Origin of the sequence: Salicibibacter kimchii (assembly GCF_003336365.1) — a bacterium.
GTDB classification, from domain to species: Bacteria; Bacillota; Bacilli; order Bacillales; family Marinococcaceae; genus Salicibibacter; species Salicibibacter kimchii.
This window is the reverse complement of sequence record NZ_CP031092.1, coordinates 3,591,416-3,616,152: the sequence shown is the minus strand read 5'-3', so window position 1 is coordinate 3,616,152 and position 24,737 is coordinate 3,591,416. Positions and strand designations below refer to the sequence as shown.

Sequence of the window (24,737 nt, the reverse complement as noted above, 5' to 3'; positions counted from 1 at the left end):
TTTTTTCTTTTTTTTGGAAGTATAGAGATTATGAATATGGTCCATATTAATACCAGAAAGTAAAACTACCATCATAGGCATTGCCCGATGGTGGCAGCTACCGTTACTACCTTTACGGGTCCTCCGGGATACGGTAAAACTATGAACCTCAAGGAAGAAGGGATAGAAATGACGAAAGTACGGCAAGATGCCTGGTCACATGAGGACGATGTATTACTCGCCGAAACAGTATTAAAGCACATAAGAGAAGGAAGCACGCAGTTAAAAGCATTTGAAGAAGTCGGTGATATATTAAACCGCACTGCTGCCGCTTGCGGGTTCCGCTGGAATGCCGTTGTACGCGATCGTTTTGAGGGTCAAATAAGCGATGCAAAACGGGATCGGAAAAACTTTCAAAGGCGAGATGCCGCAAACGCCGTACAACAAACGCTTGGAATGAAAACGGAGAGCACCCCTGAACCAACTGCAGTCAATTATGCAAATGCCGGTAGTGACGAAAACTTGTCATTGGAACATGTAATTACCTTGTTGGAAACATTGAAAAACACCGGTATCGACAAAGAAAAAGTGACCGCATTGGAAGAAGAGAATCAGCAACTGCAAACAGCGGTTAACGCGTGGCGCCATAAACACGAGGAATTGGAAAGAGAGTACCAGTCCTTACTCACCGTGATTAACCGCGCTCGGAACATGATGTTTATGGATGAGACCAATACGGACGCTTTCATGAGCTCCAACGATTTTCGGCTGGATCATGATGGCAACATCGAGAATATTGCCAAGGACTCCAGCTGAGAGTGGTTCCCCCAGGGCACCCGGGAACATTTGGCTTTTCTCCTAGCACGGGAAAGCCAAAGTCTCTTCTCATTCAAAAAAGAGGCATCCCTTTGTTGCTTAAGATCCGGGATGCACTCGCCCTTCCATACTAATAAAATAATGAACAGCAAAAAAGCTGCCAATCAAGATAGGCAGCCATTGTGATGGTTTTTTCATTCAAGAAGCCCCGTTGTGCCGTAAATATCACCTAGTTTTGAAGCCTGCAATGGCAGGTGGGTGCCCTGTTCAGCCTTCCGTAAGTCCCTGTAAGGGCGTTTACTTCCAGTTGAAACGTTCAGGCTCCCTATCAAAAAGTGTTGGCTTTAAAACGAATAGTGCTGTACGCACACCCCAGGACCTCTTTATAGTGCGATTATAGCATGATTGGAACACTTCTGCAAGTAAACACACGCATACGAATGGTTAAGCTAAGACGGGATCTGTTTATCAGCGCCACCAATATTCCATTCCCTTTTGTCATCTTTTAAGCGACATAATAATCACGGATTTTAATTTGAACGTTCGCTGGTTATAATAAGAAACAGGAGGGATTCTTCATGCATGATCAGCTGGTAAACCACCAACCGATTACGCACATTGAACAAAAAATCGGAGCCATTGAAAAACATACCGAGCATTACCAAACGGATATGAAGTTGTATCGAGATCGGATAGACATCGACGGAGACAGTTACCCGATTGCTGAGGTTTTTGACATTTCTTATCGTTATAAAGAAAATGAGGTCGGGTTTCTCTATTTACACACGTCTCACGGCGTTCGTTCTTATTATATCACGGAAAGCCCCGAGTCTTTTATTTCCTCTTTTCGTTCCGTTGAACAAAAATAACGTGTATCCGCAAAAAAGCGAACCCATCAAGGTTCGCTTTTTTTATTCCACAGGCTTAGGTCGCCTCGGGCTTAAATGCAATTCTTTCCATTGATCTTCGCTAACGCTGCTTGGTGCTTCCGTTAACAAGCAGCCTGCACTTGCTGTTTTCGGAAAGGCAATGACTTCGCGCAAATTATCGGCCTCGGCAAGGAGCATAACAATCCGGTCCAGGCCAAGCGCGATGCCTCCATGTGGCGGAGCACCGTAAGAGAGGGCGTCAATCAGAAAACCAAATTGCTCTTTTGCTTTTTCTTCACTAAATCCAAGCGTTCGAAACATTTTCATTTGCAGGTCCGGTTCATGAATGCGCTGGGAGCCACCCCCGAGTTCGTATCCATTCAAAACGAGATCGTATGCGTTCGCCGTCACCTCTTCCGGAGCTGTTTCCAGTTTGTCGATATCTTCTTCAATCGGTCGCGTAAACGGATGGTGAAGGGCGACATGGCGCTCGGTATCTTTGTCATATTCAACAAGCGGGAAATCGGTCACCCAAAGAAAATGGAATGCTTTCTCATCAATCAGCCCAAGCTCCTTTCCGAACTTCAAGCGCAAGGCGCCTAAAACATCAAATACTACGTTCGCTTCATCGGCGGCAAACAACAGCAAGTCTCCTTGTTCGGCTTTCATCACCTCTAAAACTTGACGTTGCTCGTCTTCACTGAGAAATTTCGCGATCGGGCCTTTTAACGATTCAGAACTCTCCACCCTCAACCAAGCAAGCCCTTTCGCCCCGTACACCGCGGCAAATTCGGCAAGGTCATCGATCTCTTTTCTGGACAGGGCATCCCCTTGGCCTTTTGCATTCAACCCTTTCACGATGCCGTTGTTTTCAAGCGCTTTTGTGAAAACTTGGAAACGGCTGTTCTTGACAATTTCTGATAGCTCCACCAATTCCATGCCAAAGCGTGTATCGGGTTTATCCGAACCGTATCGATGCATCGCTTCATGATAAGTCAGGCGCGGGAAAGGCGTTGGGACATCGAGCCCATGGCTCATTTTTAATAATCGTGCCATCATTTCTTCCGTCATGGAAAACAACGTTTCTTTATCCATAAACGATGCCTCTATGTCAATTTGTGTGAATTCCGGTTGCCGGTCCGCGCGAAGATCTTCATCCCGGAAACAGCGGGCAACTTGGTAATACCGCTCAAACCCGGCGACCATGAAGAGCTGTTTAAATAGTTGCGGCGACTGGGGAAGAGCAAAAAATTCATGCTCGTGCACTCGGCTCGGCACCAAATAGTCTCGAGCGCCTTCCGGGGTGCTTTTGGTCAACATCGGGGTCTCCGCTTCCATAAAAGCATGCTCGTTTAAATAATTGCGAACCTCCTGGGTGATTTTGTGACGCAATTGAAAAATACGTTGCATTTCCGGCCGTCGTAAATCGAGAAAACGATGAGACAGGCGCACATTTTCGGAGACATTGATTTCTTCATCCACCGGAAACGGCAACGGTTTTGCTTTGTTTAGAACCGTGATATCCTCTACCTGCACTTCCACGGTTCCGGTGGCAATTTTTTCGTTCACCGTTTCCTCATCCCGCAGAACGACTTTGCCGGATACATCAAGCACATATTCACTACGTATGCCATCGGCAATCGTTAAAGCTTCATTGCTGATGTCCGGATTAAAGACCGTCTGGACAACCCCGCTGTGATCGCCAAGGTCAATAAAAATCACTTGTCCCAAATCTCTTCTCGTTCTGGCCCACCCTTTAAGCCGAACGTTTTGGTCAATCATGCTTTCGGTGATCTCGCCACAATAATGGCTTCTTTCTCTTTCCGTCATGGTTATCATTCTCCTTTTCTTTTTATCAGCATTATGGCATCTTTTGGAGCTGTTTAATGTGTCCGGCGAGCCATTTTATCGGGATATTTTCTTCTTCGCCCGTGGACATATCGCGAAGTTTCACCATACCGGCTGCCAATTCTTCTTCCCCTATGATGGCTGTCAAGGCCGCTTGCAGACGATTGGCCGCCTTGAACTGGGCCTTTACTTTTTTGCTTAGGTAATCTTTGTCTGCCGATAAACCCTCGCGTCGCAATTCCCTCAGTATGCCTGCACCCTTTTCAGCCGCAAGATCACCGACCGTTACAAGATAAACGTCAAGCTTGTTTTCCACATTCGGGAGAGCATCACGAGCGTTTAGCGCCATTAATAGTCGCTCGATGCTTAATCCAAATCCAATGCCGGAGACGGGCGGTCCGCCCAACTCTTCGATCAACCCTTCATAGCGCCCCCCTCCGGTGAGGGTCGTAATCGCTCCGAATTCGGGTTCTTCGAGCATAATCTCAAACGATGTATTCGTATAATAATCAAGGCCCCGCACGAGATTGGCGTCAATGACAAACGGGATATCCATATCACGGAGCAAACGTTGCACGGTTTCAAAGTAGCGCTTGGATTCTTCATTTAGATAGTCAAGAATGGCCGGGGCCGTTTCCTGTAACGGGTGCTCGCGATCCAGCTTGCAGTCTAATATTCGTAACGGATTTTGTTCAAGGCGTGCCTGGCAGTCCTCACAAAACTCTCCAATGCGCGGGGAAAAATGATCGATGAGCGCGCGTTTGTGGGAGGCGCGGCTTTCTTTATCGCCCAAACTGTTGATTACCAGTTTCAAGTTATCCAACCCACAAGCTTGATAAAAATCCATCGCCATCGCGATCACTTCGGCGTCTATCGCGGGATCATCGCTTCCGATTGCTTCTACGCCAAATTGGTAGAACTCCCGCATCCGGCCTGATTCCGGACGTTCATAGCGAAACATCGGACCGTAATAATAGAGCTTCAAGGGTTGTTGCGGCCCGCCGTGGAGCTTATTTTCCACATAAGAGCGCACGACGGGAGCTGTCCCTTCCGGGCGCAGCGTGATTAAACGGCCACTGCGATCCTGAAACGTATACATCTCCTTTTGCACAATGTCCGTACTGTTGCCCACCCCGCGTTGAAACAGTTCCGTCGCTTCAAAGATCGGCGTACGGATTTCTTTGTAATTGTACTTGCGACTAATGTCTTTGGCGATTTCTGTCACGTATTGCCACTGGGCGCTTTGATCAGGCAAAACATCCTGGGTTCCTCTTTGAATATTAATGCTCATATCGAAACCTCTCCTCATTATTGCTCATTGTGAAAAACATTAGCGAAACTTGGCTTTTCGCCATTAAAAAAATCCCCCTGAATCAAATCAGAGGGACGAGCACAAACCCGCGGTACCACCCACATTGAAGCGATTCTTCCGGCAATCGCTTCCGCTTCCGCGATTAACGCTCGCGCCACGTTTTGATCTATTAGTCATACACGTTCGATCAAAAGCCTCCGAAGTGTCTTTCCCCGACATTGCATAGAAGGGCTTCCAGCCACGGCACCTTCCTCTCTGCTTGCAAGTGGTCGCGTACTTTTCTTCATCAACGGCCGACTATTCTCTAGAATTTATCATACGTACCTCTGTCTAGGATGTCAACTTTTCCGCGATTTCATACATAAAAATAGAGTAAGGGGTTTGATTACCTACGGGGATTCCAGCATGAGCGTCACCGGACCGTCATTGTTTAAATCCACTTGCATCGCGGCCCCGAATTCCCCGGTTTCAACGGCAATGCCGATGTCCCTCAATTGTTCATTAAAGTAATCGTAGAGCTCTTCCGCTTGTGCCGGCTTTGCTGCTTGCACAAAACTTGGCCGTCTTCCTTTTTTGGCTTCCCCGTAAAGGGTAAATTGGGAAATGGATAAAATGGACCCTGACGTATCGAGCAACGAAAGATTCATCTTTCCTTCGGTATCTTCGAAAAGGCGAAGGTTAGAAATTTTATCCGCAAGCCAGCGAGCGTCATGCTTCGTATCTTCATGGGTTACGCCAAGAAACACGACATAGCCATATTCAATAGCCCCAATGGTTCTATCGCCAACGTTCACCTGCGCGTGTTTGCTCCGTTGTATTAAAGCTTTCACTTCCGCTTCTCCTTTGCTGGTGTTATAAGAATAGAGTTTCCGATCCGAATACTGCCTAGTGTTCGGAGACCGCTCCATTCCTGCAGAAACGTTCTGTTTTTGACATAAGAGCCGTTCTTAGATCTTAGAAGGCTGTCTTACGATCTAATTTCAGTGATCGCTCTGTTTCTAGAACGTTGGCTGGCCTCTATCATTCTGTTTTCGATGATTGTACCAATGAGAGATCGCAGCAAGTCTTCTCACTACTACCTCCAAGAATTTCTGGAACACGCCTCTAGTGCAATACCCTTCGCACGGAATAAATATCGGGCAAGCGCTTGATTTTCTCCACCACTTTACGCAAGTGATCGAGATTACTGATGACAATCGTAATATCAATCACGGCCATTTTATTTTTATCCGAGCGCCCGTTGACGGCATTAATATTCGTTTTTGATTCCGCGATCGCGTTGAGTACTTCATTTAAAAGTCCGCGGCGGTCATAGCCGGCAACTTCAATGTCGACGTTATAGCTTTTTGTCTTTTCCAGTGACGGCTCCCATTCTACGTGAATCAGACGGGTTTGATTTTCTTCTGTATCTGCAACATTCGGACAATCGGCGCGATGAACCGATACGCCGCGCCCTTTCGTGATAAACCCGCGAATATCATCTCCGGGCACCGGATTACAGCATTTGGACAGGCGGATAAGAAGGTTGTCCGCCCCTTTCACACGTACCCCGGTGTTGGAACGACGGGTTCTCGCCGGTGTCGGTATATCTTTGATTGCTTCGGTCACCGTCTTTTTTTCTTGTTCTTTCGTCTTGTTACGTATTTTTTCCGTTAACCGCGTGACCACTTGTTTCGCGGAGATGCCGTTGTAGCCAACCGCCGTGAACATATCTGCTTGTCCTGAAAAGCTGAATTTCACCGCTGTTTCTTGAAGATTGGCTTCGGTTAGAACCTCTTTCAGACTGAAATCTTGTGCGCGCAATTCTTTCTCAATCGCCTCGCGTCCCTTTTGTTCATTTTCTTCCCGACGTTCTTTTTTAAAGAATTGCTTGATTTTGTTTTTGGCATGGGAACTTTGCGTCAGCTTTAACCAATCTTGAGACGGCCCGTACGAATGCTTTGATGTCATGATGTCAACGATATCCCCGGTTTTTAACTGATGATCAAGGGGTACCATCTTACCGTTCACTTTAGCGCCGATCGTTTGGTTCCCGATCTCTGTATGAATGCGATAGGAAAAATCGATCGGTACCGACCCTCTCGGCAACTCAATCACGTCCCCTTTTGGAGTGAAAACGAAAACCATATCGGAAAATAAATCGATTTTCAGGGATTCCATAAATTCTTGTGCGTTGGATGTATCCTTTTGCCATTCCAGAATTTCCCTGAACCAACCGAGTTTATCGAGGGATTTTTGCTTAACGGCTTGTCCTTCTTTGTATGCCCAATGGGCGGCGACCCCATATTCCGCTATACGATGCATTTCTTCGGAACGGATCTGTACTTCCAACGGCTCCCCTTTAGGACCGAGCACCGTCGTGTGTAACGATTGATACATATTGGCTTTCGGCATGGCAATGTAGTCTTTAAATCTACCCGGCATCGGTTTCCAACGGGTATGAATAATGCCGAGCACCCCATAGCAATCTTTGATGCTTCTGACGATAATACGCACTGCGAGTAGGTCATAGATTTCATTGAATTGTTTTTTCTGGATCGTCATTTTGCGATAAATACTGTAAATATGCTTCGGGCGTCCGGATATGTCCGCTTCCACATTTAATTCTTTGACACTTTCCCGGATGTCATCCATCACTTCTTCAATGTATTGCTCTCGCTCCGCACGCTTTTGTTTCATTAGATTGACGATCCGATAGTATTGTTGGGGGTCCAAGTAACGGAGGGCAATGTCTTCCATTTCCCATTTGATGGTAGAAATCCCGAGTCTGTGGGCAAGAGGGGCAAAAATTTCGAGCGTCTCTTTCGCAATTCGCCTCTGTTTATCAGGGGACAAGTATTTAAGTGTCCGTAGATTGTGAAGGCGATCGGCCAATTTTATCATAATAACACGGATGTCACGGGCCATGGCAACAACCATTTTGCGGTGATTTTCCGCTTGCTGTTCCGCTTTCGATTTATATTTGATCTTTTTTAATTTCGTCACGCCATCCACGAGCATGGCAACTTCTTCCCCGAACAATTCCGTAAGATCTTCAACGGTCACTTCCGTATCTTCAACCACATCATGCAAAAAAGCACCGGCAATGGTTGCGGGTTCTAATTGAAGATCGACCAATATTCCCGCGACCTGAACGGGGTGACGGATATACGGTTCCCCTGATTTGCGAAATTGGCCGTCGTGATATTGTTCAGCATAACGATAGGCGCGATCAATAAACTCCACTTGCTCTTCGGATAGATATTCACCCATCTTCTCCATTACTTGTTCTTTCGTCATAGAATCACCTTCAACCTACACACAATCTCTATTTCACCTATTATCTAGAAAAAATCGCGCCCTGTAAAGCCTATAGGCGCTCTATATCCCGATAGTAGGCGCCCGAACGGCTCCAACACACAGACCGTGGCGCTTTTTGCCGACTTCCTTTACTCAGAGGAAAGGAAAATCTCCTCTGACGGAAGTTTCATTTATTGCCTGCTATCCGTGAAAATAAAGAGCGCCATAAAAGGCCCTCCATAAAAAATCTCTTCCTCAATCAAACGTCATCAGCGAATAAACATCATAGTTTTTCAATTTCTCTCCATGCTCCAAATAAGCAAGTTCAATGAGAAATGCACAGCCGACGACTTGTCCGCCCAGCTCTTCCACGAGCTGGATCGTCGCTTCGATCGTGCCTCCGGTCGCGAGAAGGTCGTCGGTGATCAGCACCCGATCCCCCGGATTGATGGCATCTTTATGAATGGCAAGACTTGCTTTCCCGTATTCAAGGCCATAATTCGTCTCAACGACCATTCGCGGCAGCTTTCCGGATTTTCGTACAGGCACAAAACTTTTGTTTAGTGTATACGCGATCGGACAACCGACAACAAACCCTCGTGCTTCCGGTGCCGCGATGACATCGACGTCTTTTGATTTTACATATTCGGCCATTTCATCGATCGCTCGTTGATAGACTTCCCCATTTTGCATGAGAGGCGTAATATCTTTAAATTGGACGCCCTTTACCGGATAGTCTTCGATAATTTCAATATGTTTTTTATAATCCATCGGTGAGCACCTCTTGTTTCTTTTCATCAGACATGCAGGCAAATAAAAAAGCTTTTAACGCTTCATACGTGGAGTACTTCAACGTTTCTTCGATTTCTCGTTTTTCTTCAAAGGATTGATACGTCGGTGATGCATGTAAATCTTGTTTTAATGGCTTTTCGTTTACAATAAGATTTCCATCGCTGATCATCACGAATTCCAGTTCCATAAACACTTGAATCATAAAATGGATGGCATCCGTCGACCACCCTTGGTATCGGGTAATGACCGGCTCGTGTTCCTTAATATGAAGCGGGGCATATTTTTTTAAGTACACATACAACCATTTAAAAGCCTCCCGCGTTGGTTTTACCGTGAAAAAAGCTTGGTCCTTTTCCATAAAGCCCGTGTAGATTGAACGAATGAACGGTTCGTTTTCATTCAGAAATCGCGTTAAATCAGATAAATGTTTCGGAAGATCAAGAAATAAGATATTCGTGGGCACGGTTAAACGATCTTCATCGGGAAATAAAAAGTCATTAGAAGCAAACCCTTTGTCCAATGCGTCTCTTTCGTGTTCCTGTTGAAAAATGACAACGGTAAGCGGTTCGGATGTGTACGCTTCATATATGAATGATTGTAAATCTTTACGACCGCGAACATCGAAGACTTGCCGCTCTTTGACAGCAACATCGCTTAGAATCACTTGCGGTTTTTCCTGCCCCTTCCATTCATTTACAGACAATTCACCGACGAGGTGGATGTTGGCATCGTTCTGAATCCGATCATGAAGGTAGCCTAAGCGAAAGCCGACGCAATCAAGTGCATTCGGGTCCCCTACCGACATCTTCAAGTGATTTTGCAAGCTGCCGATTTTTCGTTTTTGTTGAATCGGTACATTCGCGATCTGCACCAACGGCTTCGGGTTCTCAATGCCAAAAGGCGCCAGTTCTTCGATTTCCCGAATCAGTTCTGTCGTGACTTCCTCGACGGAAAGCGTTAGTTCAATATCTGTCGATGGAACAAAGCTTTCAGCCGGCAACGTACGTTTCACTTCTTCCCCTAGGGTCGCCCGGAGATTCGGGATTTTATCCTCATCGATGGATAAGCCCGCGGCCATCCGGTGTCCGCCAAAGCGCTGAAAGAGCTCTCTATGTTTGGAAAGCGATTGATAGAGGTCAAACCCTTCAATACTGCGGGCAGACCCTTTACCGCTCCCTTCATCGTCAAGGGCGATCACAATTGTTGGCCGGTAATATTTTTCTACAAGCCTCGAGGCAACGATCCCGGTTACCCCGGGGTTCCAGCCTTTCCCGGTCACAACGATGGCAGGAAGTTTTTCTGCCTTTGGCTGCAACTGGTCAAGCGCTTCCTCTGTGATTTTTGTCACCGTTTGTTGCCGTTCACGATTGTATCCGTCGATCACTCCCGCCAGGGAACGCGCGTGTTCAGGATCGTCGGCTAACAGCAGTTGCACGGCCGGAGCCGCAGAATCCATCCGACCGGCGGCGTTGAGTCGTGGCCCAAACCCAAAACCCACCGTTTCTTCCGAAAAAGGAGGACCTTTGATATCGGATATTTCTTTTAATGCCTGTACGCCCGGGCGATTAAGGTGATCTAATTCCCGTAATCCGAATTTGGCAAAGAAACGATTTTCCTCCACGAGCGGAACCAGATCGCTGATGGTTCCTAACGCGATAAGATCAAGCCCATCCTCGGGAAATGCCTCGAGTAAGGCATGAGCAAGCTTACTTACGACTCCAACCCCTGCCAACTCCTTGAAAGGATACGGGCACTCCGGTTGTTTTGGGTTAATGATCGCATAAGCGTCGGGGAGTTCCGGTGGCGCCTCGTGATGGTCCGTAACGATGACATCCATGCCGTTTTCCTGTGCGGCGTTAATTGATTCGATGGCGGCGATTCCCGTATCGACCGTGATTACGAGCGTACAGCCATCTTCCTGTATGTTTTGGAAGGCTGCACTGTTGGGGCCATACCCTTCGGTAAAACGATTGGGCACGTACCAATCATATCTCGCGCCCATTTTTTCAAGGGTTTCACACATAAGCGCCGTGCTGGAGACACCGTCCACATCATAGTCCCCGAAAACAACGATTTTTTCGTTACCTTCCGCCGCACGTTGAATACGATCGACCGCGTCTTCCATTCCTGCCAATGAAAAGGGATCATGGAGAACCGATTCATCTGTATGTAAAAAAACACGCGCATCCTCTACTTGCCCCATCCCCCGATTGCACAGAAGATGAGCGGTAAGTTCAGAGACGCGGAGTGAATCTGCAAGTGTTTTGGCTCGTTTATCCAACGCCCGAACATTCCACCTCGTTTTTGCATCTAACATTTTCTGTCTAGTACTCCTCCCCTACCGTTCTCTATTATACAGAACCGGCGGTAGAACACAATCACTCTTTGGCATTACGCTTATCCTTTTTCTTGCTCTCTTGTGCCGGTTCCGGATGATCGTTTGCCTGGCGCCCTTCCGCGTTGTCCCTTTTCAAACGTCGCACTTCTTGCTGTAAGCGATACACTTTCAACATCCCGACGCCCCCAACGGCGAGTCCGCCCATCAGCACTGAACCGAGGATGATAAGAATTAAAGGAATTTGTGTTGTTACGAAAAGAAAGTTGACGGCGACGCTTTCTACATTGATCACTGCAAATATCGAAATCAACAATGCGGCAACCAGTCCCATGATGAGTGTCCATTGTCCTCTCATTTCTTTTCCTCCCCATTATTCGTCTTCATAAGGGTTCACATGAACAAGAACGTTTCGTACCTTCTCCTCTTCCATTAATAAACCCTTTACATCGGTGGCAATGTCATGCCCTGCACGAACGCTAATTTTCGGGTCTACCACTATTTTAATATCAATGATCACGTAATGTCCATGCTGACGGGCATGAAACTCGTCAATTCCGAATACGCCGTCAATCCCGAGCACCTTGTTTTTTAAACCTGCCGTATCTTCTTCGTGCCAAACGTGGTCGAGGGCATTATGGATGGCTTCCCTGCCCAATTTCCAGGCCATGATCATCACAAGGCCAGCAACAAACACTCCCGCGACCAAATCGCCGTAAAGAAGCCAATCAATATTGTAACTTGACCCTAGAATGGAAGCGCCGACCCCGGCAAGAGCAGCGAACGATGAAATGGCGTCCGAACGATGATGCCAGGCATCGGTGATTAAAGCTTCGCTGTTGTATTTTTTTCCGAGGCGTACTTTGACACGAAACAGCACTTCTTTAATGATGATAGAGGCAACAATAACATATAGGGCGATGGTGCCCGGAGGCTCATTTCCTCCTCTCATTTCCCCGATCGTATTCAGCGCAATCTCCAAACCGACGAGGAATAAAAGGACGCTCACAATGATGGCGGTAATCGATTCCGCTTTTCCATGGCCATATGGATGATCTTCGTCAGGCGGAAGTTCCGCAGCCCGAATGCCGATCAAAACGGCAAAAGATGTTACGACATCAGCGGCCGAATGGGCAGCATCAGCGATCAACGCCCGGCTGTTGGCGAGCACACCGAAGATGCCCTTGGCAATCGCGAGGCCGATATTTACAATGATGCCTACCCAAGCGGCATGTTTGACCCGTTTATATCGTATCTCATCAAAATCTGCCATCATGATCACGACCTTACGTACTGGAGGTGAGGTGGGAGGGGAGAGGGAGGGGTCTCCCCTTTTACGGCTCACTTCCTTCCATTTCTGTTGTCGGTTTTTCTTGTTGTTTCTTTATATATTTATTTTTCCATACGAGCCACAACTGTGCTGCAAAAAAGAGGGAAGAGTACGTACCGGCGACAAGCCCGATCACGATTGCAATAGCAAACGAGGTGATCGCTTCACTCCCCAAGAGCCAAATAGCGCCCGCGGCAAACAATACTGTTAAAACGGTATTAATCGAACGTGTCAGTGTTTGCAACAAACTTTTGTTTACAATGCCCGCCAAGCGGTTAAAATCCTTAATTTCCTCCTCTTCTTCCTCTTTGCGGACATTTTCCCGGATACGGTCGAACGTCACAATCGTATCATTAATTGAATAACCAATCACCGTGAGCACCGCTGCAATAAAAGGGATATTGATCTCCAATTGCAATAAGCTGAAGATCGATATCACAAGAAAAGCGTCATATAGGAGCGCGGTGATGGCGGCGAGCCCATATAAAAATTCAAATCGAATTGCGACATATATGACGATTCCCAGAGAAGCGAATCCGGTGGCAATCAGTGCATTGATCGCCAGCTCGCGACCAATTTGCGGGGAGACGTAGCTTACGTTCGGTTCATAGCCGAATGCCTCTTCCAAATGCCCCTGTATATTCAGCTGCTCGTCTTGACTAAGGTCGCCGATAAATTGTGCGGACGCTTGTTCGTGATCATCCCCGGCAAGCGTGATATCGTCTGGGGACAACCCAATTTCTGCAAACTCGTTTTCAATTTCTTCTGCCGTTAACGGTTCTTCCGACATGAAGTCAACGCGCGTACCGCTTGAAAAATCGATGCCCAAATTAAGACCGAGCGTTGAGAGCAAAATTGCGCCGGCCAGAACCACGGCAATTGTAATAAAAAAATAGGTCTTTCTGTGTTTAATCAGATCGATATTTTTATTGGCAAAATTAAAGTCCACGGCGAACATCACGCTCCTTTACGCCAAACAGCCAATATTTACGATTTAAAGTTCGACTGTTAATCCATAGCCCGAGCAAGAGTCGTGTGCCATACACCGAGGTAATAAAGCTCGTCAATATGCTGACAATGAGCATGACGGCAAATCCTTGTACCGCGCTCGTACCGAAGTAGAAAAGCACTCCCGCTGCGATGAGTGTTGTAATGTTGGCGTCAATAATCGTCCCCAACGCGCGCCCACTTCCCAATTTATACGCGGATTTCATGGACCTTCCATCTTTTAATTCTTCTTTAATGCGCTCGTACGTTAAAATATTGGCATCCACCGCCATCCCGACTCCGAGAATTAAAGCGGCAATGCCGGGCAAGGTCAGCACCCCTTGGATGGAATTAAAGAGGATCATCACCAAGTAGATATATATCCCTAGTGTAAGAGAGGCAATAACACCCATAAAACGGTAATAAGCTATCATGTATAAAAAGATCAGAGCCACACCGATCATGCCCGCGAACAATGTCTGTTCCAATGCCTGCTCTCCCAAAGATGCCCCTACCGTGTTGGAGTAGATTTCCTCGATTTGGACAGGAAGCGACCCGGCATTGAGCATTTCAGCCAAAAATTCGGCTTCTTCAAGGGAACCCATGCCTTCAATGGAAACAGTGTCCGTGGGAAGTGGTTCGCTTACCCGAGGTGCTGAAATGAAGGCCGGGTCCGGCTCATTGGCTTCTTCATAGAAAGAATGTTCATCTTCATCATAGTCGAGCCAAATGACGAGTAAATTCTCCGGTTCCGGCCGTTGGCTTATTTCACTGGTGATTTCTCCAAACAACTCACTGTCTTCCAACGTAACTTGCACAATCGGTTGATTCGCATCATCAAAACCCGTGCTCGCCCCACCCTGCTGTAGATCTTCCCCGGTTAGCATTAACTCATCATCAACATCGCGAAACGATAGTTCTGCTTCGGTGGACAAGAGTTCGCGAGCTTCTTCCTGCTCTTCAACGCCCGGGAGCTGCACCCGTATACGGTCCTCTCCTTCAACCGTAATGGATGGCTCCGAAACCCCGAGCACGTCGACCCGTTCGTTCAGTGCCGAAGCAGTTGCCTGAATATCTTCGTCCGTTAATTCTCTTTCACTATCCGGTTCAAGTTCATACAGAACTTCAAATCCCCCTTGCAAATCAAGGCCAAGATTTGTACCTCGAGCCACATCGAATGCCGTTTGTGAAATTAATACACCGAGCGCAATGATAATAGCGAAAAACGCTCCGATTCTTCCCCATTTTTTTCCCATACATTGTTCCCCCTTCCATCGCAGCGCTAGCCGCAACGATAGACTGCTCCCTCTCGGAAGCGGATTGTTCTGAACGATTTAAGCAGGGTGCTGATACAAACGAATCATACTCCCCGGGCTCCCTATGCTCGTTCCTTCAACCGTTTTCATTGCCAAGCACCTCATCAAGGATCCCTTCTAACTCGTCATCAGTATCTTTTGACCAACCTTCCATCCCTTTGTAAGCATTGATGGTCCTCTCATTCATATAATCCGTCACGGACAAACGCATCAAGACGTTTGTAAACCGATAAAAAGGCGTATATTGCGATTCTTTTTGCAGCTTCTTCATCCCCAACTTCCATATATCTTCTTCTAACACTTCTTCATGGCCAAGGAGGTGAAATTCATCTCTTTTTAATTCAAGTATTGGCCTTACATCCGTTTTCCATACTTCATACTGTTGAGCATTTTTCATGCTTTCCCCTCGCTTTGTCCATTGCTTGTCATGCTTGGCCCTTCTTTTTGCATAGATATGTAGTGGCGGATAATCCCGGGATTTCGCCGGCCAACGAAGGAAGGGGCACGAAAATGACAAGGCAGACGTTTTTCGCAGGTGCTTTTATTCTTATTATCGCAGGGTTAATCACCCGTGTCCTCGGGTTTATTAATAAAATTGTCATGGCCAGGGTGATGGGGTCCGAAGGTATGGGGCTCTATATGATGGCCGTTCCCAGCCTGTTACTCATCATTACGCTTACCCAACTCGGTCTTCCGGTTGCGATTTCCAAATTGATCGCGGAAGCAGAAGCCCACGGCGAACATGAACGAAAAAAAAGAATTCTGGTTATTTCCCTTATCGTTACCGGTACATTAAGTGCTGTGTTAACGACAGCGATGATCGCGGCTGCACCATTTCTGGCGAGTTTCTTGTTAACGGACACCCGAGCGCTCTATCCCTTGCTTGCTATCATCCCAATCGTCCCGATTGTTGCCCTTTCCGCAGTGTTAAGGGGATACTTTCAAGGGATGCAAAACATGCGCCCGATCGCTTTTTCCCAAGTGATCGAGCAAGTCATCCGAATCGCCCTCGTCGCCTTTTGTACGAGCATCTTTTTGCCATTCGGAGTCGAATATGCTGCAGCGGGGGCGATGATATCGGTTGTCGCCGGTGAATTGGCATCGTTAGTCTACGTGATTTACGTGTTTAAAAATAAAAAAACGATGCGCATCCGGAAAAACTTCTTCTCTGCCCTGAATGGCGGAAAAAGGACTTTACAAGATTTAATGACGATTGCGCTACCCACGACAGGGAGCCGGCTTGTCGGATCAGTCTCCCAGTTTCTGGAACCGATCATCGTCGCCCAAAGCTTGGCAATTGCCGGAGTAGCAACTGTTACAGCTACGAGCCAATACGGGGAATTGGTCGGTTTTGTCGTTCCCCTTCTTTTTCTGCCTTCGTTTATTACGCAAAGTTTATCGGTCTCACTCGTTCCGGCTATCAGTGAGGCCCATAGCAAAGGCGATCATGCCACCATTCAAAAACGGTTACAACAGACAACAAAAGTGGCCCTGCTTTCCGGCGGTATTTCCGTTGTTATCTTGTACGTGTTTGCCGTTCCGATCCTATCACTTATGTATGACGCTCCACAAGCCGCCGTGTACTTAAAAGTGATCGCTCCCTTTTGTATCTTTCTTTATTTTCAAATGCCGCTGCAATCCGTGTTACAAGCGTTAAATTTGGCAAAAGCGGCTATGTATAACAGCCTCATCGGTGCAGGGGTGAAAATGACTGCCATTGCCTTATTGGCCTCTCGTCCGGAACTTGGCATCATGGGGTTGGCCCTCGCGATTTGCGCCAGTCTAATGGTGGTCACCCTTCTTCATTTTATCAGTGTCTCAAGAGCGATAGGGTTCACATTAAAAGTGAAAGACTGGACCGGCACATTACTTGTCAGCCTATTGACCGCGGGAGTCGCCGTCCATTCCTTCCGCACGTTTATTTCAACCGATGACTTGCTCGTCGGGACCATTATCAGCCTAACGATTACGGTTGTCTTTTACTTGATTGGGTTAGTTTTGTTCCGTCTTCTCCCTATTAAGAATATCAGCCAAATCCCAATTCTTCAATCTTTCTTTCGTTAAGGTGGAACGATTACCGTTCGTCCTTTTCATCGATAAGGAGGGTGCCGTTTTTCTTCGAAGCACACAGAGCTATTTTTTTCACATTGGTATAGCCGCGTTCTTGCAACTTGGTCATGAGCCAATCCGCATTCCAACCGATATGTTGCAGATGATCGTGTTGAATATCGCCATCGATGATCATTGGCAAGGGATAAACGACTTCACCGGGATCATTCTCTTTTTTAATCACCGATAGATCCCCGGAAGGCTCCAAAACGGCATATTCAACGTCGGTAAAATTACTAATGCCTTGCTTGCGCAAATGCTGTAATAAATCGTCAAAGTTATATCGTTGCGTACGCATGGTCTCTTCATCGATTTTTCCATTTTTAATGATCATTGTCGGCTTTCCATCAAATAAATCACGAAGACGATTGCTTTTCAGCGACACGTACGCCAGACCGATCTGAACACATGTCAATATGAGAATCGGAACCATCCCTTGGATAAGCGATTGCTCCTGGACAGCCATCGCCGCAAATTCAGCGATCATAATCGAGACAATAAAATCGAGGATCGTAAGTTCACCGACTTCACGTTTTCCCATCACTCGAAGAGCAGCTAAAAGAAAAAAGTAGAAAAAAAGTGTACGCCAAGCAAGTGCAAATAACTCTGTCACAGCTCACTTCACCTCAATCATTCCTCTTAGGGTGCCCATTGAGGGGAAGTGCATTCTTCCCATTTTTGCTTTTATCGCTTTTGCCTGTTTGCACTAGCGATCTAATTCCCTCTTCTAGATGCTTGTTTCCATCATAAGCTATAGCAATACGTGAATAAGGGGGAATTCCTATGCAGGCACGGTTTCTACGGGCACTTGGCGTCTCGTTCATCACCATGCTTTCACTCGTGCTATTTGCCGGATTAATCATCGCCACACTTCTTCGTTTCGGCTCCGTGACGGAGCAGTCTGTTACGGGGGTAACCATCGGAATTACAATCATAGTCACCTTAATTGGCGGATTCGCAGCGGGACTACGCTCCCGCTCTAAAGGCTGGCTGGTCGGTCTAAGTGCCGGGCTTTTGTTTGCTTGCGTCGCGGCTTTTATGCAATACCTAGGATACGGTGCGCACGTAAGCCTGAACCAGTCCATCGTTTTTATCGCCGCTATTATTAGCGCATCATTCGGAGGAATGGTCGCTGTTTCGCTTTTCGGTTCTGTACGATGATTAGAAAAACTTGGCTTTCGCCAAATATGGCAAAAGCCTAAGCCTTTCTTATACTATCATCCATAAAATTTATACTTTCTGATAGTAAAAAAGACACTGCCCGCGGCTTTTTAGAGGTCAAAGATCAGAAGTCGGATTGGTAGGAAATCGGTGAAAAAAACCGATTTCTTCATCGAAAAAAGACCGGAGCAAATCCGGTCTTTTCGCTTTGATAAACATTCTCTAGTTCTGGTTGATAACTTCTCTTACCGCTGAACGGTCATATGTGAGCTTGCGGCTGTCGTGCACGAGCAAAACGATTTTGTCTTCGTCAATCGCATCGATCGTCCCGTGCAACCCTCCGATTGTGATCACATTATCGCCTTTTTGCAAGTTCGAGTGCATTTCCCGAATCTGCTTTTGCCGCTTTTGCTGCGGGCGAATAAGTAGAAAATAAACAATCGCAAACATCAACACTAACATAATAATCGCTTCCATGTTTGATACACTCCTTCCTTAACTTCTATTAAGAGGCTCAGCCTTTACAAAAATGTAGAATGCTTGCTTAACAGAGGCTGTTCAAAAAGTTCGGCGAAGCCGGCAGATCGAAAGAGGCTTGTTTTTCTTTGAACACATCCTAAAAGTTTTTGGCATCCGGGCGGTTAAATCCATATTGCTCGAAAAAAGATGCGCGGAAATCAAGAAGACGATCTTCTTTTATCGCTTGGCGAACCTTCCGCATTAATTCTATCAGGAAATAAAGATTATGATAAGAGGTAAGCCTAAACCCGAACGCTTCTTTACTTTTGATAAGATGACGAATGTACGCCCGTGAATAATTTCGGCAGGCATAACAACTACATGCTTCATCGATGGGGCGGAAATCACGTGCAAATGCAGCATTCCGGATCACTTTTCGCCCTTCGGATGTCATGCATGTTCCGTTACGCCCGATTCGGGTCGGCAGCACACAATCAAACATGTCTACCCCGCGTATAGCCCCGTCAATCAGCGCGTCTGCAGAGCCCACACCCATCAAATACCGCGGTTTGTCTGTTGGTAAATACGGGGTTGTCTGCTCCAACACTTCATTCATCACGGATTTTGGCTCCCCGACCGAAAGTCCGCCAATCGCGTACCCCGGAAAATCCAGAGAGACTAAATCTTCCACACTTTCACGGCGCAAATCTTCATACTCCCCGCCCTGGACAATGCCAAACAATGCTTGCTGCCGTTCGGCTCCGTCATGAGCTTTTAAACACCTTTCCGCCCAGCGGCTCGTCCGCGCGACGGAATCACGCATATAAGCATACGAAGCAGGATAAGGCGGGCATTCATCAAACGCCATCATGATATCTGCACCTAGGCTTTGCTGAATATGAACGGCTTTCTCCGGCGATAAAAAGAGTCGCTCACCGCTGATGTGATTCCGAAAACGTACCCCTTCCTCATCAATGTCACGCAGATCACTCAAACTAAACACTTGAAAGCCGCCGGAATCCGTGAGCACGGGTCGGTCCCAATTCATGAAATTATGCAGACCACCTGCTTCTTCGACCAGATCTTCCCCGGGACGCAGCCACAAGTGATAGGTGTTCGAGAGAATAATTTGCGCGCCCATGTCCTCTAATTCCTCGGGGCTCATCATTTTAACAGTGGCCAGGGTGCCAACGGGCATAAAGATCGGGGTATCAATCACCCCATGTGGTGTATGAATGCGACCGAGCCTCGCCCCGGACTGCCGACATGTTTTTAAATGTTCGTAACGAATGGCTTCTGTCAAACTGAAGTAGCCCCTTTCCTGATGTACATCGCATCGCCAAAACTAAAAAAACGATACTGCTCTGCAACAGCTTCCCGATAAGCGCGCATAATCGCTTCCTTGCCGGCAAACGCGCTGACAAGCATAATAAGCGTTGATTTCGGCAAGTGAAAATTTGTAATCAAACCATCCACACCGCGGAAATCAAAACCCGGGTAGATAAAGATATCGGTCCAACCGGCGGTTCGTTTAAATTCCCCGTATGTATGCATGATTGTTTCCAACGTCCGGGCGGAGGTCGTTCCACAAGCAACAATCCCTTTCCCGGTCTTTTTTGCCTCGTTTAACATAGTTGCTGTCTCCGCGCTTATCTCATAATACTCCGCGTGCATCTCATGGTCTTCCACGCGTTCGACGGATACCGGCCGGAATGTGCCTAACCCCACATGTAAAGTAATATAGCAAATTTTCACTCCGATTGCACGTAATTCGTCCAAACGTTCCTCCGTAAAATGGAGACCGGCGGTTGGAGCCGCTGCCGATCCCTCTTTTCTTGCATACACCGTCTGGTAGCGCTCCGGCTCTTCCAACTGCTCGGTAATATAAGGAGGCAACGGCATCGTGCCGAGGGCATCGAGGACTTCCATAAAAATTCCGCTATATTGAAAACGAAGCACACGCCCTCCGTGCGCATTAAAACCAATGCAAACCGCGGTTAACCGGCCGTCGCCAAAAACGATTTCCGTGCCCAATTTCACTCTTTTCGCCGGTTTTACGAGTGTTTCCCATTCACCTGCATTACCTTCGTTCAAAAGTAACACTTCTATGTTGGCACCTGTCTCTTTTTTTTCACCAAAAAGTCTCGCCGGGAGTACGCGTGTATCATTAAGCACCAAACAATCCCCGGCCTGAAAAAAAGCGCCGATATCCGAAAAGTACCGATGGGCCATGTCTCCGCTCTCTCGGTCCAAGACGAGCATACGCGCGGCATCCCGGTCCGGCAATGGTCGTTGCGCGATCAAAGATTGCGGCAACTCAAAATCAAATGCATCGATATCCATCGTTTATCTAAACCTTCCAATGATAAGAAAAATAAGGGAAAGCACGACGCTTATAATAATGCTCGTCATAATCGGAATGTATACCGTCGTATTTTCCCCTTTAAACAGAAAATCGCCCGGCAAACGTCCGATCGGCAAAAACCGACCGCCCACTTGCCACAGCAGACCGATCGCGATCAGCACAATGCCGATAATGATAAGCCACCTGGGTATTTCAGCCATTCGACTTCCCCGTTTCGGTCCAACCAAAATGATCATATGCCGCGGGGGCGACCACCCGGCCCCGAGGGGTTCTTTGCAAAAAACCAATCTGCAAAAGATAGGGCTCGTATACATCTTCAATGGTCTCTGCTTCTTCCCCGACAACTGCAGCCATCGTATCAATGCCGACAGGACCACCTGCAAACTTATCCACGAGTGTTTTCAAAAGCCGATGGTCGATTTGGTCAAGCCCGAGACGGTCCACTTCAAGGTGTCCTAGCGCTATTTCCGCTTCTTGAATGGTGACCGTTTTCGCTCGATTGACTTGTGCAAAATCTCGTACACGCCGTAAGAGCCGGTTGGCAATACGCGGAGTCCCCCGTGCCCGCCTCGCGACTTCATAAGCGGCATCCTGCTCCAAACCAACATCGAGCAATTCACTCGTGCGCATGATAATGTTCGCCAATTCTTCAAGCTTGTAAAAATCCAAACGGCTCATGACACCGAACCGATCCCGTAAAGGAGCACTCAAAAGGCCTGCACGCGTGGTCGCACCGACAAGCGTAAATGGCGGCAAATCCAACCGAACCGATTTCGCCCCGGATCCTTGTCCGATCACAATATCGATGGAAAAGTCCTCCATTGCGGGATACAACACTTCCTCGACCGAGCGTTGCAGCCGGTGAACCTCATCAATAAACAAAACATCCCCCGGCTCCAGCGTCGTTAAAATCGTGGCCAAATCACCCGGACGTTCAATCGCCGGACCGGAGGTCGTTCGCAAATGGACATTCATTTCATGGGCGATAATCATCGCGAGCGTCGTCTTCCCAAGCCCAGGGGGGCCGTATAACAACACATGGTCAAGGCTCTCTTCCCTCATTTTTGCAGCTTCCATAAAAACCTGCAAATTTCGCTTCACCTTTTCCTGGCCTATATATCGCTCCAGCGATAGGGGACGTATACTTTCTTCCTTGGTTTCTTCCTCATCCCCTAAACGCTCTTGGGATATTAATCGCTCATCGTCCATACGATCCCTCCTTTAACGCTCCACCATCAGACGCAACGAACGTCTCACATATTCATCGGCTTCAAGTTCTTCATGCTGCAGAGCTTTCTCGCATTTTTTTATTTCTTTGTCCCCATATCCGAGGGCACGCAGGGCTTCCATCGCTTCCTGCAATGCTCCGGACTGCACAGGCATCACGGTTTGAACGTGAACCCCCTCTGCTTGATCCGACAATGTTACATCAAGCTTTCCTTTAAGATCCAATATCATTTGCCTGGCCGTTTTTTTGCCTATTCCCGGAAATTTGACGAGCATGGCTTCGTTTTCTTCCTCGATCGCCTGCACGACGAGCGCCGCGTTTCCTTCAGCCAATATGGCAAGCCCGCCTTTAGGGCCAATGCCCGAAACTTGCAAAAGCCGGCTGAAAAGTACCCGCTCCTCCCGTGTGGAAAAACCGTATAAACGGATAGCATCCTCGCGGACGTGCTGATACGTATAAATGTGCCTTTCTTTTTCATCGTTTATGTCATAGGCGAATGGATTTGCACAATAAATTAGATACCCAACCCCGTTAACATCAAGCGTGATGGATTCATAATCGCGAAACACGACTTGTCCCCTTAACCGTTCAATCAACGATGTCCCCTCTTTCTTCGTGAAAAACTTACCCCCATTTTAACATATGCGGCACAAGTTGCGGGGCTCGTTCGAGTTGGATGCTTTCATGGTGACCGTTTCGCTGGATTTCTCGCCGGTTCGATCGCCATGAGCCTTTCTTGACGACCGATTTGCTGGCGGTAGCACTGGTTCGGGATCCATGCCACCTTCATGACGACCGTTCTGCTCGCGGTAGCATCGTTTCGGGCTCCATGGCACCTTCATGATGACCGTTTCACTTAATTCATGAACATCCGTGCGAAGGCTACCCTGTCTGAAGCTCTCCATTATGATAAACATCTTGCACATCATCATTATCTTCCAGCATATCGATCAAGGTTTCCATTTTTTTTGCGTTTTCTCCCTCCAGCGCTGAAGTGGTGCTCGGAATCATGGTTTGCTCGGCAGTATCGATCGGATAGCCGTTTTTCGCAAGTTCTTCCCTTACTTGTTCCAGCTCCTTGTCATCTGTCCAAATCAAATAATGTTCATCTTCTGTTTCCACGTCCTCGGCACCTGCTTCAATCGCTTCAAGCATGACTGTTTCTTCATCAAATTCTTCACTGTTAAGCACGATTAATCCCTTTTCGGAAAATAAAAAAGACACACAGCCATCTTCTCCGAGATTGCCGCCGTTTCTGGAAAAAGCATGACGAATATCCGCGACCGTTCGATTGCGGTTATCCGTTAAAGTTTTCACAAAAACCGCGACACCTCCGGGGCCATACCCTTCATAACTAATTTGTTCATAGTGTACATCTCCACTGTCCCCGCTCGCTCTTTTGATCGTCCGTTCAATATTATTTAAAGGAATATTGGCGTTTTTCGCTTTTTGTATTGCGGTGCGCAACCGAAGATTGGTCGCGGGATCATCCCCTTGCGCCCGAACAGCCGCAAATATTTCTTTCGATATTTTCGTGAAGATTTTCGCACGCTTTGTATCCTGTGCTTCTTTCCGTCGTTTGATATTATTCCATTTGGAATGGCCTGCCATTAGAACACAACCTCCTCCATTCTTCAATATATCATGTACGAAGGTTATACTCCAGGGGTGTTGGTGTCATGAGAAAAATCTGACTTCCCACCGAAATGGCTAAGATGTGAAAAGCAACGAATACGGTCAAATAATGAACTTGAATAAAAAAGAGGCCTTTTCGGCCCCTTTTTTGTTATCGGCTTCGCTCAAATGGTCGCTGTGCAGCATCGCTAAGGTCTTCGATAATTCCTTCAATGGTTTCCCCTGTCTCATCTAAAGCTTCGCCGGTTCCTTCAGCCATGTCATTTTCAACACCGCGAATGTCGTCATAAATCTCCTCATCGTCGGAGACATACACCTCTTTATCGGTTTCATCTTCCAATTCTTCACGGATGTTATCTATCGTTTCATCGCCATCATTGCCGGACGTTCTAACTCCTACGAGAACGTAGTCATCATCTACAACCACATGACTGTTCTCTACATTATCCATCTCTGAGATGGTTTCCTGAATTTCGTGCTGTTCTTCATTTTCACCGTTATTTTTTTCATTCATCGTCCCACCCGGACGATCCATGGTTTGGTTTTGCCCGGCACCAGTCCCTTGTTGACCCATTCCTTGGCCTTGTTGCATTCCCTGGCCTTGACCTTGCCCTTGCCCTTGTCGATCATCTACTGTAAACATGTCTGTGATCGGGCCTTCGCCGCGATCCCCTCGTTCCGTTCGATCCCAGCCAGCATAACCTGCATCTTGTTGCTCGTTTTGGTTATTCCCTAATTGGTTCACTCCGGTATTATTCCCAGGACCAGCGGCATTATCGTCTGCGTCCCCACATCCCGCTAATCCTGCTGTAATTACTGAAAAAGCGGCCAACGAAAGTGCCATCTTCTTCATAAATTATAGCCCCCCTTCACTCTTTAAGTTGTGAAGAATGAAGGGGGCTTACTCCTGTCAGTTG

24 protein-coding genes, 1 other RNA gene and 1 other annotated feature are annotated in these 24,737 nt (G+C 47.3%); of the genes, 4 read left to right on the top strand and 21 right to left on the bottom strand.

The window, feature by feature from the left end; genetic code table 11:
* The first annotated feature begins 168 nt into the window (after nucleotides 1–168).
* Complete coding sequence (locus DT065_RS18495) at nucleotides 169–795, top strand: RsfA family transcriptional regulator (RefSeq protein WP_114376443.1); 627 nt, start codon at nucleotides 169–171, stop codon at nucleotides 793–795.
* Nucleotides 796–996: 201 nt separating this feature from the next.
* On the opposite strand, the gene ssrS is transcribed toward DT065_RS18495, so the two are convergent.
* Nucleotides 997–1,177: non-coding RNA, 6S RNA (ssrS, locus tag DT065_RS18490), on the bottom strand.
* Between the two features lie 196 nt (nucleotides 1,178–1,373).
* Here ssrS and DT065_RS18485 point away from each other — a divergent pair.
* A complete protein-coding gene (locus DT065_RS18485) occupies nucleotides 1,374–1,664 on the top strand; it encodes a hypothetical protein (RefSeq protein WP_114375890.1) in 291 nt (96 codons plus the stop codon).
* A 42-nt stretch (nucleotides 1,665–1,706) separates the two neighbouring features.
* On the opposite strand, the gene aspS is transcribed toward DT065_RS18485, so the two are convergent.
* The 11 genes from aspS to DT065_RS18430 form a co-directional block, all read right to left on the bottom strand.
* The gene (gene aspS / locus DT065_RS18480) at nucleotides 1,707–3,494 is read right to left on the bottom strand and encodes an aspartate--tRNA ligase (RefSeq protein ID WP_114375888.1); all 1,788 of its coding nucleotides are present in this window, start codon (nucleotides 3,492–3,494) and stop codon (nucleotides 1,707–1,709) included.
* Between the two features lie 31 nt (nucleotides 3,495–3,525).
* Nucleotides 3,526–4,803, bottom strand: coding sequence for a histidine--tRNA ligase (gene hisS, locus DT065_RS18475; protein ID WP_114375886.1), 1,278 nt, complete (start codon nucleotides 4,801–4,803; stop codon nucleotides 3,526–3,528).
* An 88-nt stretch (nucleotides 4,804–4,891) separates the two neighbouring features.
* Nucleotides 4,892–5,123: a binding site (T-box leader), on the bottom strand.
* Between the two features lie 90 nt (nucleotides 5,124–5,213).
* Complete coding sequence (gene dtd, locus DT065_RS18470) at nucleotides 5,214–5,654, bottom strand: D-aminoacyl-tRNA deacylase (protein WP_114375884.1); 441 nt, start codon at nucleotides 5,652–5,654, stop codon at nucleotides 5,214–5,216.
* A 274-nt stretch (nucleotides 5,655–5,928) separates the two neighbouring features.
* The gene (locus DT065_RS18465) at nucleotides 5,929–8,103 is read right to left on the bottom strand and encodes a RelA/SpoT family protein (RefSeq protein WP_114375882.1); all 2,175 of its coding nucleotides are present in this window, start codon (nucleotides 8,101–8,103) and stop codon (nucleotides 5,929–5,931) included.
* A gap of 255 nt (nucleotides 8,104–8,358) precedes the next feature.
* The gene (locus tag DT065_RS18460) at nucleotides 8,359–8,874 is read right to left on the bottom strand and encodes an adenine phosphoribosyltransferase (protein WP_114375880.1); all 516 of its coding nucleotides are present in this window, start codon (nucleotides 8,872–8,874) and stop codon (nucleotides 8,359–8,361) included.
* Nucleotides 8,864–11,212, bottom strand: coding sequence for a single-stranded-DNA-specific exonuclease RecJ (gene recJ / locus DT065_RS18455; RefSeq protein WP_114375878.1), 2,349 nt, complete (start codon nucleotides 11,210–11,212; stop codon nucleotides 8,864–8,866). Before recJ ends, DT065_RS18460 begins: the two co-directional genes overlap by 11 nt.
* Nucleotides 11,213–11,273: 61 nt before the next feature.
* Nucleotides 11,274–11,588, bottom strand: a complete 315-nt coding sequence (locus DT065_RS18450) for a LapA family protein (protein WP_114375876.1) — start codon at nucleotides 11,586–11,588, stop codon at nucleotides 11,274–11,276.
* 15 nt (nucleotides 11,589–11,603) lie between these two features.
* Nucleotides 11,604–12,503 (bottom strand): cation diffusion facilitator family transporter, encoded by a 900-nt coding sequence (locus DT065_RS18445; protein WP_114375875.1) that lies wholly within the window; start codon nucleotides 12,501–12,503, stop codon nucleotides 11,604–11,606.
* A 61-nt stretch (nucleotides 12,504–12,564) separates the two neighbouring features.
* Entirely contained in the window at nucleotides 12,565–13,509 is a 945-nt protein-coding gene (gene secF, locus DT065_RS18440) for a protein translocase subunit SecF (protein WP_114376441.1), read from the bottom strand.
* Nucleotides 13,499–14,803: a protein translocase subunit SecD gene (secD, locus tag DT065_RS18435; protein WP_114375873.1), complete on the bottom strand. Its 1,305-nt coding sequence runs from the start codon at nucleotides 14,801–14,803 to the stop codon at nucleotides 13,499–13,501. The genes secF and secD overlap by 11 nt, the downstream gene beginning before the upstream one ends.
* Nucleotides 14,804–14,939: 136 nt before the next feature.
* Complete coding sequence (locus DT065_RS18430) at nucleotides 14,940–15,260, bottom strand: post-transcriptional regulator (protein WP_114375871.1); 321 nt, start codon at nucleotides 15,258–15,260, stop codon at nucleotides 14,940–14,942.
* A gap of 113 nt (nucleotides 15,261–15,373) precedes the next feature.
* On the opposite strand from DT065_RS18430, the gene spoVB reads away from it, so the two are divergent.
* Entirely contained in the window at nucleotides 15,374–16,927 is a 1,554-nt protein-coding gene (gene spoVB, locus DT065_RS18425) for a stage V sporulation protein B (RefSeq protein WP_114375869.1), read from the top strand.
* Nucleotides 16,928–16,937: 10 nt separating this feature from the next.
* Here spoVB and DT065_RS18420 read toward each other — a convergent pair whose 3' ends face one another.
* A complete protein-coding gene (locus tag DT065_RS18420; RefSeq protein WP_114375867.1) occupies nucleotides 16,938–17,585 on the bottom strand; it encodes a DUF421 domain-containing protein in 648 nt (215 codons plus the stop codon).
* A gap of 170 nt (nucleotides 17,586–17,755) precedes the next feature.
* On the opposite strand from DT065_RS18420, the gene DT065_RS18415 reads away from it, so the two are divergent.
* Nucleotides 17,756–18,133, top strand: coding sequence for a TIGR04086 family membrane protein (locus DT065_RS18415; protein ID WP_114375865.1), 378 nt, complete (start codon nucleotides 17,756–17,758; stop codon nucleotides 18,131–18,133).
* 222 nt (nucleotides 18,134–18,355) lie between these two features.
* Here the strand turns inward: DT065_RS18415 and yajC are convergent, their stop codons facing one another.
* The 8 genes from yajC to DT065_RS18375 all read right to left on the bottom strand — a co-directional run bounded on the left by yajC (nucleotide 18,356) and on the right by DT065_RS18375 (nucleotide 24,673).
* Nucleotides 18,356–18,610, bottom strand: a complete 255-nt coding sequence (gene yajC, locus DT065_RS18410) for a preprotein translocase subunit YajC (protein WP_114375864.1) — start codon at nucleotides 18,608–18,610, stop codon at nucleotides 18,356–18,358.
* A 139-nt stretch (nucleotides 18,611–18,749) separates the two neighbouring features.
* Nucleotides 18,750–19,895 (bottom strand): tRNA guanosine(34) transglycosylase Tgt, encoded by a 1,146-nt coding sequence (gene tgt, locus DT065_RS18405; protein WP_114375862.1) that lies wholly within the window; start codon nucleotides 19,893–19,895, stop codon nucleotides 18,750–18,752.
* Nucleotides 19,892–20,935: a tRNA preQ1(34) S-adenosylmethionine ribosyltransferase-isomerase QueA gene (queA, locus tag DT065_RS18400; RefSeq protein WP_114375860.1), complete on the bottom strand. Its 1,044-nt coding sequence runs from the start codon at nucleotides 20,933–20,935 to the stop codon at nucleotides 19,892–19,894. Before queA ends, tgt begins: the two co-directional genes overlap by 4 nt.
* Before the next feature lie 3 nt (nucleotides 20,936–20,938).
* A complete protein-coding gene (locus DT065_RS18395; protein ID WP_193550788.1) occupies nucleotides 20,939–21,157 on the bottom strand; it encodes a DUF2905 domain-containing protein in 219 nt (72 codons plus the stop codon).
* Nucleotides 21,150–22,166: a Holliday junction branch migration DNA helicase RuvB gene (gene ruvB, locus DT065_RS18390; RefSeq protein ID WP_114375858.1), complete on the bottom strand. Its 1,017-nt coding sequence runs from the start codon at nucleotides 22,164–22,166 to the stop codon at nucleotides 21,150–21,152. Before ruvB ends, DT065_RS18395 begins: the two co-directional genes overlap by 8 nt.
* 12 nt (nucleotides 22,167–22,178) lie before the next feature.
* Nucleotides 22,179–22,781, bottom strand: a complete 603-nt coding sequence (gene ruvA, locus DT065_RS18385) for a Holliday junction branch migration protein RuvA (protein WP_114375856.1) — start codon at nucleotides 22,779–22,781, stop codon at nucleotides 22,179–22,181.
* Between the two features lie 286 nt (nucleotides 22,782–23,067).
* A complete protein-coding gene (locus DT065_RS18380) occupies nucleotides 23,068–23,796 on the bottom strand; it encodes a YebC/PmpR family DNA-binding transcriptional regulator (protein WP_114375855.1) in 729 nt (242 codons plus the stop codon).
* A gap of 175 nt (nucleotides 23,797–23,971) precedes the next feature.
* On the bottom strand, nucleotides 23,972–24,673 hold the full coding sequence (locus tag DT065_RS18375) for a YhcN/YlaJ family sporulation lipoprotein (RefSeq protein WP_114375853.1): 702 nt from the start codon (nucleotides 24,671–24,673) through the stop codon (nucleotides 23,972–23,974).
* Nucleotides 24,674–24,737 lie beyond the last annotated feature (64 nt).

Excerpts from the sequence above, each read along its gene's own strand:
- DT065_RS18380 (WP_114375855.1), bottom strand. The coding sequence starts at position 23,796 with ATGGCAGGCCATTCCAAATGGAATAATATCAAACGACGGAAAGAAGCA.
- hisS (WP_114375886.1), bottom strand. The coding sequence starts at position 4,803 with ATGAGCATTAATATTCAAAGAGGAACCCAGGATGTTTTGCCTGATCAA.
- DT065_RS18450 (WP_114375876.1), bottom strand. The coding sequence starts at position 11,588 with ATGAGAGGACAATGGACACTCATCATGGGACTGGTTGCCGCATTGTTG.
- yajC (WP_114375864.1), bottom strand. The coding sequence starts at position 18,610 with ATGGAAGCGATTATTATGTTAGTGTTGATGTTTGCGATTGTTTATTTT.
- DT065_RS18375 (WP_114375853.1), bottom strand. The coding sequence starts at position 24,673 with ATGAAGAAGATGGCACTTTCGTTGGCCGCTTTTTCAGTAATTACAGCA.
- DT065_RS18395 (WP_193550788.1), bottom strand. The coding sequence starts at position 21,157 with ATGGCTGAAATACCCAGGTGGCTTATCATTATCGGCATTGTGCTGATC.
- DT065_RS18430 (WP_114375871.1), bottom strand. The coding sequence starts at position 15,260 with ATGAAAAATGCTCAACAGTATGAAGTATGGAAAACGGATGTAAGGCCA.
- aspS (WP_114375888.1), bottom strand. The coding sequence starts at position 3,494 with ATGACGGAAAGAGAAAGAAGCCATTATTGTGGCGAGATCACCGAAAGC.
- DT065_RS18445 (WP_114375875.1), bottom strand. The coding sequence starts at position 12,503 with ATGGCAGATTTTGATGAGATACGATATAAACGGGTCAAACATGCCGCT.
- ruvB (WP_114375858.1), bottom strand. The coding sequence starts at position 22,166 with ATGGACGATGAGCGATTAATATCCCAAGAGCGTTTAGGGGATGAGGAA.
- DT065_RS18460 (WP_114375880.1), bottom strand. The coding sequence starts at position 8,874 with ATGGATTATAAAAAACATATTGAAATTATCGAAGACTATCCGGTAAAG.
- secD (WP_114375873.1), bottom strand. The coding sequence starts at position 14,803 with ATGGGAAAAAAATGGGGAAGAATCGGAGCGTTTTTCGCTATTATCATT.
- DT065_RS18465 (WP_114375882.1), bottom strand. The coding sequence starts at position 8,103 with ATGACGAAAGAACAAGTAATGGAGAAGATGGGTGAATATCTATCCGAA.
- DT065_RS18485 (WP_114375890.1), top strand. The coding sequence starts at position 1,374 with ATGCATGATCAGCTGGTAAACCACCAACCGATTACGCACATTGAACAA.
- DT065_RS18495 (WP_114376443.1), top strand. The coding sequence starts at position 169 with ATGACGAAAGTACGGCAAGATGCCTGGTCACATGAGGACGATGTATTA.
- recJ (WP_114375878.1), bottom strand. The coding sequence starts at position 11,212 with ATGTTAGATGCAAAAACGAGGTGGAATGTTCGGGCGTTGGATAAACGA.
- queA (WP_114375860.1), bottom strand. The coding sequence starts at position 20,935 with ATGGATATCGATGCATTTGATTTTGAGTTGCCGCAATCTTTGATCGCG.
- DT065_RS18415 (WP_114375865.1), top strand. The coding sequence starts at position 17,756 with ATGCAGGCACGGTTTCTACGGGCACTTGGCGTCTCGTTCATCACCATG.
- spoVB (WP_114375869.1), top strand. The coding sequence starts at position 15,374 with ATGACAAGGCAGACGTTTTTCGCAGGTGCTTTTATTCTTATTATCGCA.